Raw genomic sequence first — 13,047 nt, 5'->3', positions numbered from 1 at the left:
AAATTCATCAAATTGGATACAGAACCCCCAGGTTTACTATTATTAATTAATACTTTGGACTTTACTCATATAACAAGTATTGTTTTGCTTGTTGTTTTATTAGGCTGCTCTGCGCTCATTTCGGGTGCCGAAGTGGCTTTTTTCTCTTTGTCGTCTTCAGATTTTGAGACGAATAATGAGAAGGCAATTGCTAAAAAACTTGCTATAGTAGAAAAATTACTGTCGAAACCGAAGAAGCTTTTGGCAACGATTCTTGTAGCTAATAACTTCATTAACATTGCTATAGTGCTGCTTTTCGATTCGATGAGCGATCTTTTATTCTCTAATATTCTAACGAATTACTACGGTGTAGATATTCGTTTTATTATAGAAGTTGGAGTGGTGACTTTTTTAATCTTGCTTTTTGGTGAGATTCTGCCTAAAATTTATGCAAATAGAAATGGGATCTCCTTTGCTGCTTTTATGGCACAACCTCTAAATGTTTTGGATAGTTTGCTGTCTCCAATTAGTTCACCTATGCGATCGGTAACATTGTTTTTGCATGATCGTTATGGTAAGCAAAAATCAAATATTAGTGTAGATCACCTTTCACAGGCGCTAGAACTTTCCAACCAAGATACCACTTTTGAAGAACAAAAAATTCTACAGGGAATTGTTACTTTCGGAAATACAGATACCAAGCAGGTGATGAAAAACCGAATGGATATTTTTGCAATTAGTGAAGATCAATCTTTTAAAGAGATTCTTCCTGATATTATTCAACACGGCTATTCGCGCATTCCAGTTTATAAGGATAGCATGGATAATATTACTGGTGTATTATATGTAAAAGATTTAATTCCATACACAGATAGAAAAATTCTGGATTGGAAGACTTTAAAACGCGAAGCGTATTTTGTACCTGAAAACAAAAAACTAGACGATTTGCTGAATGAGTTTAAGGAAATGAAAATGCACCTTGCAATTGTGGTGGATGAATATGGAGGAACTAGCGGACTAATTTCTTTAGAAGATATTATTGAAGAAATTGTAGGGGAAATTAGCGACGAGTTTGATGATGAAGATCTTATTTTCTCTAAGCTCGACGACAATACATTTATTTTTGAAGGGAAAACACCTCTAAAAGATTTTTACAAGGTTATAAAACTAGAAGACCCAGAAGAATTTGAAGATAATAAAGGAGAAGCAGAAACGTTAGCTGGTTTCCTACTTGAAGTGTCAAAGGGATTTCCTAAGAAAAACGAAAAAATATTATTTCACGGTTATGCGTTTGTAATTGAAGCTTTTGAAGGCAAACGTATAAAACAAATAAAAGTTACAATTGAAAATTTATAAGCGTATATTCTCCTCAATAATTCTACTTTTCATATGTGTTTCATGTGAAGATGAAGTTACAGTGAAACCCGCTGCCCAGCTGAGGTTAGATTACCCTATTCCTGAGTACAAAAAGGTAGATCCCAATTGTGCTTTTTCTTTTGAAATGAATGAGAATGCAGTTATAGAAAAGAAAGATAATTGTGCTCTAAACATTCAATACCCTAAAATGAAGGCCACAATCTATATGACCTACCAGCAGGTAAGAGTTAACAATCTAGATTCATTGCTACAGGATGCCCAACGTCTAGCTTACGATCATACCATTAAGGCAAATAGTATACCTGCGTACCCTTTTGTAAACCCCGATTCTAAAGTGTACGGAATGTTTTATATGATAAATGGAAATGCGGCAACCCAAGCAGAATTTTATGTAACCGATAGTATTCGTCACTTTGTAAATGGTGCTGTGTACTTTAAAGCAAAACCAAATTACGACTCTGTTTATCCTGCAGCAGAATATCTACGTGAAGATATTAGAAGGATTATGGAAACGATTGTTTGGGAATAAATAGTAAATCTATTCAATTAAAAAACCGCATTAGAATTAAATCTAATGCGGTTTTTTAATAAAACTGAATTTCGTTTAATTATTCGAAATCCGAATCAACTACACCTTCGTTAATTGAAACTTTACTTACTTTAAAAGTCAGCTCTTGAGGTCCTGCAGACTGCTTGATTGTGAAAGGAAATTTAATTCCATTTACTTCAGTGTAATCGTCGTACACAATTGTAGTTGAAATTTTTTGTCCATTCATTTCTTGAGTTGATACCTCTTTAACTTTCAATCCACTTTCTTTATCGTAAAAAGCTTCTTGACCTTCTTCTAAAACAATAACGTAAGCACCTTCTTCAACGCGGTCTAATTTTGCATCTTTAGCAGAAAGTTCAGCAAAAGGAACAGCTTGTTTTTTAGCAGCTTGGTTTTGCTTGTCTGTATAATCCATTTTTTGTCCTTGTCCAGACATATAGCCTTTTTCTCCATCGAAAATAACTTTTTGGAGTGGAGCACCACCCATAGAAACTATCAATGAAGATTGATTTTTAGTGGTATTCTTGATTTCAAGACCTAACTGCATACCTTGCATTTCTGCTCCAGCTTCCATTTTCACCGTCTTAACATCTTCTAAAGCTTTGCGCCCTCCAATTGCATCGATGTATTTGTTTATTACCGATTCAGCAGTTACACCAGATTCCACAGGCATATTGTAGTTTGGCTCTGTAGTCGGGTTTCCTTCTTTATCAAAATAGTACACAGGAATTTGTCTTCCTTCGTGGTTTTTTAGATTTTTAAGTCCTTCTAATACTTCCGAACCTTTACCTACTACTACAATACGAAGATTACCTGGCTTGTAATATTTTTTTGCTACACGCTGAACATCTTCTGCTGTAACAGCATTTATCTTTTTAAGATATCCAGAGTAAAAGTCTTTTGGAAGGTTTTGAGTGTAAACTTCTAGCGCAAGGTTTGCGATAGTGGACGGGCGTTCAAGTGCCAAAACAAAATCACCTACATACTTGGCTTTAGCGTTGGCTAATTGTTGAGCTGTTACTTTATTGTCGCGAATAAAACGAATTTCCTTTAAAGTTTCTACAACTGCACTATCAGTAACCTCGTTACGTACACTGGTAGTAGCTACAAAACGAGTAATATTTTTATCTGCTCCTGTACTTGAACGCGCTCCATAAGTCCATCCATTGGCTTCACGAAGATTCATGTTTAATAAACTGTTGAAACCGCCTCCTAATATTCTATTTGCAATAAGAACTGCTGGGTAGTCGGGGTCGTTCATCTTAAGAGTAACTAAATTTTGTACAGCAATTTCACTCTGCACAGCATTTGGCATATCGATAAAGTTAACTTGTGTAAACTGAACATCTTTAGGTGTGCTATATACTACAGAAGGCACTGGGTTTTGTTTCCAATCGCTAAGGTGCTCACGAACTAAAGCTTCTACTTGGTTTTGCTTAACGTCTCCTACAACTGCTAAATAAGCATTTTTAGGATTAAAGTAGTTTTCATAAAACTCTTTTACGTCGTTTAAGGTTAATTTTTCAACTTTTTCAATGGTTGTAAATTCTCCTTTTGGGTGATCTTTCCCATAAATTAATGCTGAACGTAAGTTAGATGCAACTGCTGAAACACTTTTTTCTTGGCTTTTTAAACCGTCGATCATTTTGTTCTTTTCCTTTTGGAATTCCTCTTCAGTGAATAATGGGTTTTTGATACCATCCGACATAAGCTCCATAATTCTTGGGAAATATTCAGAAAGTGAACTCGCGTAAGCGCTCTCAGATCCAAATGAAATATTAGCGCCTAAATAATCTACTTCTTCGTTGAAATCGTCTTTAGAAATGTTTGTTGTACCATTACCCAACATTGCAGAAACTAGGGCTTCAACTCCCGCTTTCTTTCCAGATGCATGTAATGGGTTGTCAATTACTAGTTGTACACGTACTGCAGGAAGCGTGTGGTCTTCCACTACAAGTACTTTTAAACCATTATTTAGATTAAAGGTGCCAGGTTGCGTTACGTTTATTGTAGGAGCAGGGCCTGGTTTTGGTTGTTTGCTGCGGTCTATCTGCGCAACTGCTAGCGTAGATATTAAAATACTTGCTATTAATAGGTATATATGTTTTTTCATCTTAAAATAATTCTAAGTTTTTTATTGTTCTGATTTTGGCAAATACTCTAAATATAAGCTCTGGTTTTTGTTTAGGTATTTTCTAGCTGCTTCGCGAATATCCTCACGAGTAATGTTTTTGTAGATGTCCAATTCTTTATTAATAAGATTGGTCTCTCCATAAAAAGTGTAATAATTTGCAAGTGAGTTTGCAATACCAGCAACAGTAGCATTAGCCGTTACAAATCTGTTTTTGTAAATGTTCTGAAGTTTTTCAAACTCGCGTTCAGAAATAAGTTCATTCTGTAATCTAACAATCTCTTCTGTTATTTCAGCGTCTAAAGTTTCTAGAGGTGTGTTGTTAAGTGGAATTGCTAAGGTAATATACGTACCGTAATCCTCTTGACTAAAATTAATAGCTGCAACTTCAAGAGCCAATTTCTTTTCGTCAACTAGTTTTTTGTAAAGACGAGAACTTTTCCCATCGCTTAAAATAGTTGAAACCATATCCAAGATATACGCATCACGTTCTTTCATAGAAGGAGTTCTGTATGCTTGAATAATCATTGGAAGCTGAATATTAGGATCGTAAAATTTAGCTTTAATTTGTTCGGTAATTGGATCTTCCTTGATATTTGGTTGAACTACTTCCGCACCTCTTGGGATAGGACCGAAGTAATCTTTAATCATTTTCTTAATTTTAGGCTTGTCAATATCACCAGCAACAACTAGAACAGCGTTATTAGGAACGTAGAATTTCTTGTTAAAAGCTTGAAACTCCTCAAGGGTTGCAGCATCCAAATCTTCCATCTCACCAATTGTAGTCCAACGATAAGGGTGTTTTTTAAACATGTTTTCCTTAACGGCTTTAAGGATGTTACCGTAAGGTTGATTATCTACTCTTAGACGCTTTTCTTCTTTTACAACTTCGTTTTGTGTATCTACACCAATTTGGTTGATAATTGGGTGAAGCATACGCTCACTTTCCATCCAAAGTCCAGTCTCAACACTATTTGAAGGAAAAATTTCATAGTAATATGTTCGATCGTCTGTAGTGTTTGCATTGTTGCTTCCACCATTAGATGTTACAATTTCGAACCACTTTCCACGACCAATATTTTCGGTCCCTTCAAATAATAAGTGTTCAAAAAAGTGAGCGAACCCTGAACGTCCAGGAGTTTCGTTTTTTGCACCCACGTGGTACATCACAGAAGTTACTGCAACGGGAGCAGTATTGTCTTCGTATAAAATAACATGAAGACCGTTATCCAATTTGTATTCTTCAAATTCAACTTGTTGGGCCTTAGCGCCAACTAGAAACATTAAGGCGAACAAGACGGTTAGAAATGTTTTTTTCATCGTTTTAAATTAAAGTTTAAATATTCGAAAGTTTGACTTACAAAGTTAATTAATTTTAAGAGCTTTTGGGTTTAATTTTATTTTAAGCTCAGTCGCTAATTTGACGTAATTTTAAGCAGAATGTTACTGTACTATAGATTAAAAATTAAAATTTCAACTAATCTTAGGTAGTTTAATTTATGAATATTGAATTTAAGTATTTAATTTTTAAAAAGTTATGTTGATGATTTGAATTTTGTAAAACAAAATTTCGTAACTTTTAGGTTTAAATCCAATCACTATGTTTAAAGTATATTCACGTTACGGTCTTGGAATTGCAGCAGTACTAATTGCATACTTTTTAATTTTAAAACTTATTGGGTTACACCAATACCCTGTATTGAGCTCAGTAAATGGGTTAATTTTCGGTTTTGGAATTTACATGGCATTAAAAAATTACTCTTCCTCGGAAACAAGTTTCAAATATGAAAAAGGATTTGAAGTGGGTTTGTTTTCGGGAGGTATTGCATCGGTGTTATTTTCAATTTTTATGGCCATATATATGTATCAAATTGATACGGAGTTCTCAAAAGCAATTATGAATAAATGGGATCTTGAATACGATTTAGGAACCCTTATGCTTGTTTTGTCTATTTTAATTATGGGATTTGCAACAACTATAGTTTTAACCCTTTCCTTTATGCAGCTTCTTAAAACATCATGGAATACTCAAGACGGTAATAGAAACGTTATGAAATAAACAGTTGATTATTAGTGTTTTAATTGGGTTTTTAAATAAAGTTTTTAGTGTTGTGATGATTGCAAACCTGTAAATTCACTTCTTCTCATTGAATTCAATTGTCAATCAGTGTATTAAGCTTGAAAGATTAAATATAAAACGCTTTGTCAATTCCTTTTTTAAAATTATATTTGCAGCCCCCTACGCAGAATTTTGTTTTGCTTCGGTGGCTAAAGCTTCCGCAAACGATAGGGAAAACTAAGTTTAACTAATTTATAAACGATTCGCTATGTACGCAATTGTAGAGATAGCAGGGCAGCAAGTAAAAGTTGCGAAAGACCAAAAGGTTTTTGTTAATCGTTTACCAGTAGAAGAAGGGAAATCAGTGTCTTTTGACAATGTACTTCTTATTGGTGACGGCGACAATATTACCATAGGCGCCCCGGCTATAAACGGCGCTCAAATAGGAGCAAAAGTCGTAAAGCACCTTAAAGGTGACAAAGTTATAGTTTTCAAAAAGAAACGCCGTAAAGGTTACCGTGTTAAAAACGGACACCGTCAGGCACTTTCTGAAATTGTAATTGAAAGCATTGTAGCTTCAGGAGCTACACCTGCTAAAAAGGAAGAAGCTAAGAAAGCTGCTCCTAAATCAGAAACTAAAGCACCTGCTAAAAAAGCTGCTCCTAAAAAAGCCGCTAAAGCAGACGATCTTAAAAAGATTGAGGGTGTTGGACCAAAAGCTGCAGAGGCTATGGTTGCTGCTGGATTGGATACTTTTGCTAAAGTTGCAAAAGTAAAACCAGAGGCTATCGCAACTATTCTTTCTGAAGCAAGTTCAAATTTAGCACATTTAGTTACAGACACTTGGCCAAAACAAGCTAAATTAGCTGCTGATGGTAAGTGGGATGAGCTAAAAGAATTGCAAGACAGATTAGATGGTGGGGTTGAAAAATAACCTTACTGATGTATAATATTTAAAACCGAAACAAAATGGCTCACAAAAAAGGAGTTGGTAGTTCTAAAAACGGTAGAGAATCAGAATCGAAACGTTTAGGCGTTAAGATTTTTGGAGGACAGGCTGCTGTTGCTGGAAATATCATTGTAAGACAAAGAGGTAATACGCATCACCCAGGTGAAAACGTATACGGTGGTAAAGACCATACGCTTCACGCAAAAGTGGATGGTATTGTTAAATTTACCAAGAAGAAAGATAACAAGAGCTACGTTTCAATCGTTCCAAGCGCTGAGGCATAGTTATAAATCTTGTTTAAGATTAAAAAACCTTCACTGAATAGTGAAGGTTTTTTTATTAATGAGAATTTTTATTTTTAAATTCTGAAAAGGATATTGGTTCATTTAATAATGTAAACTTAGGATCTTCAGGATAATGAGAGTATATAAAATCTTCAGGTCTGGTTAAGTACCAAAAGTTATCTGGAAACCCGTCATTACCATGACTTACCGCCCACGTTAAATCAATTAAATGCCATTTACCATTTAATTTTACTACATTCCAAGTGTGATGAGGAGTTTTGGTTTGTTTAAAGCGGCCAGTGTAATCCTTGGTGAATCCATGAACTTCCTTAGCCTCTATGCCAAGGTCTAAGCACAAAAATTTGAATAGCAGTGCAAACCCACCGCACAATGCCATTTTACGCTCTAAAACATTTTTAACAACGTTTTCTTCTGAAGTATATATTCTGTTCTGAAGACTCTTACTTCGCATTAATTCATTGTCATACGAAATGTTTTTTGTAATCCAATTATAAATTTCTAATACCTTTTCGGAATCTGATGTGGTAATATTTGTAATAGAATATGCTAAATGCTTTGTTGAAAATTTAGATTTTTTTTTATTTGAAGTAGTTTTTACTTCTTTTTTCCAAACACGAGGCCCAATTTGGCTAAAAGTAGTTTGGCTGCAAATAATAAAGAAAATTAGTAAATAATATATTTTAATCATAAAGAGTGTCGTTCTTATGCTTTAAAAACGAATATAAGTGTAAATTATTTAAAATGAATATGTTAAATAATTTTAGCTTATTCCTGTAGATTTTAGGCACAAAAAAACCTCTGCATTTATTGCAGAGGTTTTACTTATATAAGGCGTAATTAATTTTATCCTTTTAAGCTTGCGCTTAGATATTCGCGGTTCATTCTTGCAATATTTTCTAATGAAATACCTTTTGGACATTCAATTTCACAAGCACCTGTATTTGTACAATTACCAAACCCTTCTTTATCCATTTGAGCAACCATGTTTAGTACACGCTCAGTTGCTTCAACTTTTCCTTGAGGGAGCAATGCAAACTGGCTTACTTTAGCTGAAGTGAATAACATTGCACTAGCGTTTTTACATGCTGCAACACATGCACCACAACCAATACAAGTTGCCGCATTGAAAGAGTCGTCTGCATCCTGCTTATTTACAGGAATAGCGTTAGCATCGATAGTATTACCTGAAGTGTTTACAGAAACGTAACCACCTGCTTGCTGAATTCTTTCAAAAGAAGTTCTATCTACAACCAAATCCTTAATTACAGGAAATGCCTTAGCGCGGAATGGTTCGATAACAATAGTATCACCATCATTAAACATACGCATGTGCAACTGGCAAGTTGTAACCAATCTATCTGGTCCGTGAGGTTCTCCGTTAATTTGTAACGAACAAGCACCGCAAATTCCTTCACGACAGTCGTGATCGAAAACTACAGGCTCTTCACCTTTATTAATTAACTCTTCATTTAGAACGTCGAGCATCTCTAAGAAAGACATGTCACCTTCTATTCCGTCAATAGGATATGTTTTTAATTCTCCTTTTGCTTTGCTATTTTTCTGTCTCCAGATTTTTAAAGTAAGTTTCATAGTCTATTTGTATGATCTCGATTTAACTTCAATATTTTCGTACTTCAATTCTTCTTTGTGAAGTACTTCTGTTGCTGGATCTCCAGTGTATTCCCAAGCGGCAACGTACATAAAGTTTTCGTCGTCACGTAGTGCCTCTCCTTCCTCAGTTTGATATTCTTCACGGAAGTGTCCTCCACAAGATTCATTTCTGTGTAAAGCGTCTTTCGCAAACAACTCTCCTAATTCAAGGAAATCTGCAACACGCATCGCTTTTTCAAGCTCTGCATTCATTTCATTCAATTCTCCAGGAACTTTCACTTCTTTCCAGAATTCTTCACGTAAAGCTCTAATTTCAGTCATTGCAGACGCTAAATCTTTAGCATTACGGGCCATTCCACATTTGTTCCACATAATGTGTCCAAGTTTCTTGTGGTAATAATCTACAGAGTGAGATCCTTTATTGTTTATCAGCTTTTCTAATTGCTCGCGAACCTTGTTTTCAGCTTCTTCGAATTCTTTAGAATCTGTTGGAATTGCTCCAGTTTTAATATCTTTAGATAGATAATCCCCAATTGTATAAGGCAGTACGAAATATCCGTCTGCTAATCCTTGCATTAATGCCGATGCACCTAAGCGGTTTGCACCGTGATCACTAAAATTAGCTTCTCCAGTTACGTAGCAACCAGGAATTGTAGACTGTAGGTTGTAATCTACCCAAATTCCACCCATTGTATAGTGTACTGCTGGGTAAATCATCATTGGGCTGTCGTATGGGTTTTCATCAACGATTTTCTCATACATTTGGAAAAGGTTTCCGTATTTGTTCTCGATAACCTCTTTCCCAAGTTTTGTAATTTCTTCTTTAGATGGATTGTGGTTTCCGTGCATTGCTGCTTGCTCTTTTCCGTAACGTTCAATAGCACTAGCAAAGTCTAGGAACACAGCTTGACCTGTTTTATTTACCCCAAATCCAGCGTCGCATCGTTCTTTAGCTGCTCTAGAAGCTACGTCACGAGGTACTAAGTTACCAAAAGAAGGGTATCTTCTCTCTAAATAGTAATCACGTTCGTCTTCCGAAAGATCTTTAGCTTTTTTCTTTCCTTCACGGATAGCGATAGCGTCTTCTTTTTTCTTAGGAACCCAAATTCTACCATCGTTTCTTAATGATTCAGACATCAAAGTAAGTTTACTTTGGTGATCTCCAGAAACAGGAATACATGTAGGGTGAATTTGAGTATAGCAAGGGTTTGCAAAGTAAGCACCTCTTTTATGAATTTTCCAAGCTGCTGTGGCGTTACTTCCCATTGCGTTTGTCGATAAGAAGAATGCGTTTCCGTATCCACCTGATGCGATTACTACTGCGTGAGCTGAATGTCTTTCAATTTCTCCAGTAATTAAATCGCGAGCGATGATACCTCTTGCTTTTCCGTCTACGATAACTAAATCTAGCATTTCGTGACGGTTGTAAGGAGTAATTTTTCCTCTATTTATTTGGCGATTCATTGCTGAATATGCACCGAGTAATAATTGTTGCCCTGTTTGACCCTTAGCGTAAAAGGTACGTGAAACTAAAACCCCTCCGAAAGAACGGTTGTCTAACATTCCTCCGTATTCACGAGCAAAAGGCACACCTTGTGCTACACATTGGTCGATGATGTTTGCTGATACTTCAGCAAGGCGATAAACGTTTGCTTCACGAGAGCGGTAATCGCCACCTTTTACAGTATCGTAAAATAAACGGTAGTTAGAGTCACCATCACCTTGATAGTTTTTTGCTGCGTTAATACCTCCTTGTGCTGCAATAGAGTGTGCACGTCTAGGAGAGTCTTGGTAGCAAAATGTTTTTACGTTATAGCCTAATTCGGCAAGAGTTGCTGCGGCACTACCACCAGCAAGACCTGTACCAACTACAATTACATCTATATTACGTTTGTTGGCAGGGTTAACGAGATTTACGTCGTTTTTATGTTTTGTCCACTTATCTGCTAAGGGTCCTTTTGGGATTTTTGAATCTAATATTGACATAGCGTTTAATTTCGTGGTGATTATTGGTTAAGGTGTAAATAAATCGCAATGAAAATAAATCCTAAAGGGATAAATATTGCGTAAAACTGCGTGAAACCTCGTAAGGCTTTAGAGTACTTGTTATTCCAACCCATACTTTGGAAAGACGAAGAAAATCCATGCCAAAGGTGAAGTGCTAACAATACAAATGAAAGACAGTATAATCCTGTGCGAACAGGGCTTTCAAATTTTTGCAGCAGCTCGGTATAATAACGAGTTTCATCTACTGGGTGGCTTTCAACATACTTGTGTACTATTTCTGGAAACCAGAAATCGTAGAAGTGAAGACCTAAAAACGCTAAGATTACCGCACCGCTAATAATCATATTTCGTGAAGCCCAAGAAGAGTTTCTGTTTCCTTTATAAGATTTGTAGCTTATTTGTCTTGCACTGCGGTTTCTAATTTCAAGGATAATACCCATTACAAAATGGAAAATAACTCCAATAATTAAAATAGGTTGTGCGATAAACTGAACTACAAAATTATGCCCCATAAAATGAGACAAGCTGTTAAAGGTTTCAGGGTCTAAGACCGATGTAAAATTAATAATAAAGTGTTGCGCCAAAAAAATGACGAGGAATAAGCCCGAAAGAGCCATCGCTACTTTTCGTGCAATTGAAGAGGTTAGTATTGCCATTATTGTTTAATTTCTAGAATAGTGCCACAAAAATACACTTCAAACTGCATGTTGCCAAACATTCTTCGTTGTTTGAAACCTATTTAGAATTGGTTTAAATATCTATTTGTTATTTAATGCCGAAAGTTTGATTATTTAATTCAAAGGAAAACATCTAATAATGCTATTGTTATATTATTTTTTGTAGAATTAAGCAACAGTTTTGTCTTTCGTGATTTTATCTACTACTAGCGAAATAGCACCATCACCAGTAACATTGCAAGCAGTTCCAAAACTATCCATTGCGATATATAAAGCTATCATTAAACCAAGCATTTCTTCATTAAACCCTAGCATAGATTGTAAAATACCTACTGCTGCCATAATTGCACCACCTGGAACACCAGGTGCTGCAATCATTGCGATTCCTAATACAAATATAAATCCAGCAAAAAGCGTAAGGCTAAAAGGTATTCCTTGTAAAATCATTAATGCCATAGCACAAGCAGTAATTTTCATAATGCTACCAGATAAATGTATGGTAGCACATAGCGGTATTACAAAGCCTGCAATTTTTTCAGATACTCCATTTTTTTGTGTTTGTTTTAATGTTACAGGAATAGTTGCTGCAGAAGATTGTGTGCCTAATGCTGTGAAATATGCCGGCATCATAGTAGCTAATAATTTAATTGGATTCTTTTTAATAAGTACCCCAGCGATAGTGTATTGAAGCAATAATAATAGAATGTGTAAGGCGAAAATCACTCCTATTATGCTTATGAAAACCGAAAGAATTGAAAACACTTTTCCATTAAAAGACATGCTAACAAATATTCCTAAGATAAATAGCGGAAGTAACGGCACAATTACATTTGCAATCAATTGCATTATAATTTTCTGAAAATCTTTAACCACAAACTTTAAACTAGATTTCTCTTGAAACGATAATCCCAAACCAACGACAAAGGCCAAAACTAAAGCCGACATTACATCTAATATAGGAGGAATGGTAATGCTAAAGTACGGGGTTAGTTCTTTGCCAGAATCTACAATTTGACCTGCATCATTAACGTGTGATTCTAACAAAAAAGGAAAAATACTAGAGGCAGAAAAATACGTCATAAACCCAGAAAACAAGGTGGAACCGTAGGCAATTAAAGCAGTAATTAACAATAACTTTCCTGCGCCTCTTCCTAAGTCGGAAATGGCTGGCATTATTAGTCCCATAATAATGAGCGGAATAGAAAAACTTAAAAACTGTCCGAAAAAGGCATTGAAAGTGGTGAAAATTCGGTTTACAGATTCAGGTAGGATTTGTCCGAATACTATACCTAATACTATGGCTATAAAAACTTTAAATAGTAAGTTTGTGTAGATGTGCTTCATTAGTAAATGCTGTTTAATTGCTTTTCTGATTCTATACAGATAAAAAGAAAGGTGTAAA

General features: G+C 35.5%; 12 protein-coding genes. 5 read left to right on the top strand and 7 right to left on the bottom strand.

The window, feature by feature from the left end; translation table 11 throughout:
• The first annotated feature begins 12 nt into the window (after positions 1 to 12).
• Together K8344_RS02055 and gldD are read left to right on the top strand one after the other, a co-directional pair.
• Positions 13 to 1,335 carry a gliding motility-associated protein GldE gene (locus K8344_RS02055; protein WP_237606632.1) on the top strand — a complete coding sequence of 441 codons (1,323 nt, stop codon included), beginning with the start codon at positions 13 to 15 and terminating at the stop codon, positions 1,333 to 1,335.
• Positions 1,328 to 1,885 carry a gliding motility lipoprotein GldD gene (gene gldD, locus K8344_RS02050; protein ID WP_237606856.1) on the top strand — a complete coding sequence of 186 codons (558 nt, stop codon included), beginning with the start codon at positions 1,328 to 1,330 and terminating at the stop codon, positions 1,883 to 1,885. The genes K8344_RS02055 and gldD overlap by 8 nt, the downstream gene beginning before the upstream one ends.
• Positions 1,886 to 1,964: 79 nt before the next feature.
• On the opposite strand, the gene K8344_RS02045 is transcribed toward gldD, so the two are convergent.
• Positions 1,965 to 4,019 carry a M16 family metallopeptidase gene (locus tag K8344_RS02045; protein WP_237606631.1) on the bottom strand — a complete coding sequence of 685 codons (2,055 nt, stop codon included), beginning with the start codon at positions 4,017 to 4,019 and terminating at the stop codon, positions 1,965 to 1,967.
• 21 nt (positions 4,020 to 4,040) lie between these two features.
• A complete protein-coding gene (locus K8344_RS02040) occupies positions 4,041 to 5,357 on the bottom strand; it encodes a M16 family metallopeptidase (protein ID WP_237606630.1) in 1,317 nt (438 codons plus the stop codon).
• 280 nt (positions 5,358 to 5,637) lie between these two features.
• Here K8344_RS02040 and K8344_RS02035 point away from each other — a divergent pair, with 280 nt between their 5' ends.
• The 3 genes from K8344_RS02035 (at position 5,638) to rpmA (ending at position 7,329) form a co-directional block, all read left to right on the top strand.
• Positions 5,638 to 6,096, top strand: a complete 459-nt coding sequence (locus K8344_RS02035) for a DUF4199 family protein (RefSeq protein WP_237606629.1) — start codon at positions 5,638 to 5,640, stop codon at positions 6,094 to 6,096.
• Between the two features lie 268 nt (positions 6,097 to 6,364).
• Positions 6,365 to 7,030 carry a 50S ribosomal protein L21 gene (gene rplU / locus K8344_RS02030; protein WP_237606628.1) on the top strand — a complete coding sequence of 222 codons (666 nt, stop codon included), beginning with the start codon at positions 6,365 to 6,367 and terminating at the stop codon, positions 7,028 to 7,030.
• Positions 7,031 to 7,065: 35 nt separating this feature from the next.
• Entirely contained in the window at positions 7,066 to 7,329 is a 264-nt protein-coding gene (gene rpmA / locus K8344_RS02025) for a 50S ribosomal protein L27 (protein ID WP_165145304.1), read from the top strand.
• Positions 7,330 to 7,384: 55 nt separating this feature from the next.
• Here rpmA and K8344_RS02020 read toward each other — a convergent pair whose 3' ends face one another.
• The 5 genes from K8344_RS02020 to K8344_RS02000 all read right to left on the bottom strand — a co-directional run bounded on the left by K8344_RS02020 (position 7,385) and on the right by K8344_RS02000 (position 12,989).
• Positions 7,385 to 8,038: a transglutaminase domain-containing protein gene (locus K8344_RS02020; RefSeq protein WP_237606627.1), complete on the bottom strand. Its 654-nt coding sequence runs from the start codon at positions 8,036 to 8,038 to the stop codon at positions 7,385 to 7,387.
• Positions 8,039 to 8,193: 155 nt separating this feature from the next.
• The gene (locus K8344_RS02015; protein WP_237606626.1) at positions 8,194 to 8,940 is read right to left on the bottom strand and encodes a succinate dehydrogenase/fumarate reductase iron-sulfur subunit; all 747 of its coding nucleotides are present in this window, start codon (positions 8,938 to 8,940) and stop codon (positions 8,194 to 8,196) included.
• 3 nt (positions 8,941 to 8,943) lie between these two features.
• The gene (locus K8344_RS02010) at positions 8,944 to 10,947 is read right to left on the bottom strand and encodes a fumarate reductase/succinate dehydrogenase flavoprotein subunit (RefSeq protein ID WP_237606625.1); all 2,004 of its coding nucleotides are present in this window, start codon (positions 10,945 to 10,947) and stop codon (positions 8,944 to 8,946) included.
• Positions 10,948 to 10,967: 20 nt separating this feature from the next.
• Positions 10,968 to 11,624 carry a succinate dehydrogenase cytochrome b subunit gene (locus tag K8344_RS02005; RefSeq protein WP_237606624.1) on the bottom strand — a complete coding sequence of 219 codons (657 nt, stop codon included), beginning with the start codon at positions 11,622 to 11,624 and terminating at the stop codon, positions 10,968 to 10,970.
• 189 nt (positions 11,625 to 11,813) lie between these two features.
• Positions 11,814 to 12,989, bottom strand: coding sequence for a dicarboxylate/amino acid:cation symporter (locus K8344_RS02000; RefSeq protein ID WP_237606623.1), 1,176 nt, complete (start codon positions 12,987 to 12,989; stop codon positions 11,814 to 11,816).
• Positions 12,990 to 13,047: the final 58 nt, after the last annotated feature.

The sequence above is a fragment of the Aequorivita xiaoshiensis genome (assembly GCF_022008395.1).
Classification (GTDB): Bacteria; Bacteroidota; Bacteroidia; order Flavobacteriales; family Flavobacteriaceae; genus Aequorivita; species Aequorivita xiaoshiensis.
The sequence above is the reverse complement of the archived record's forward strand: the minus strand, read 5'-3'. Positions and strand labels throughout refer to the sequence as shown.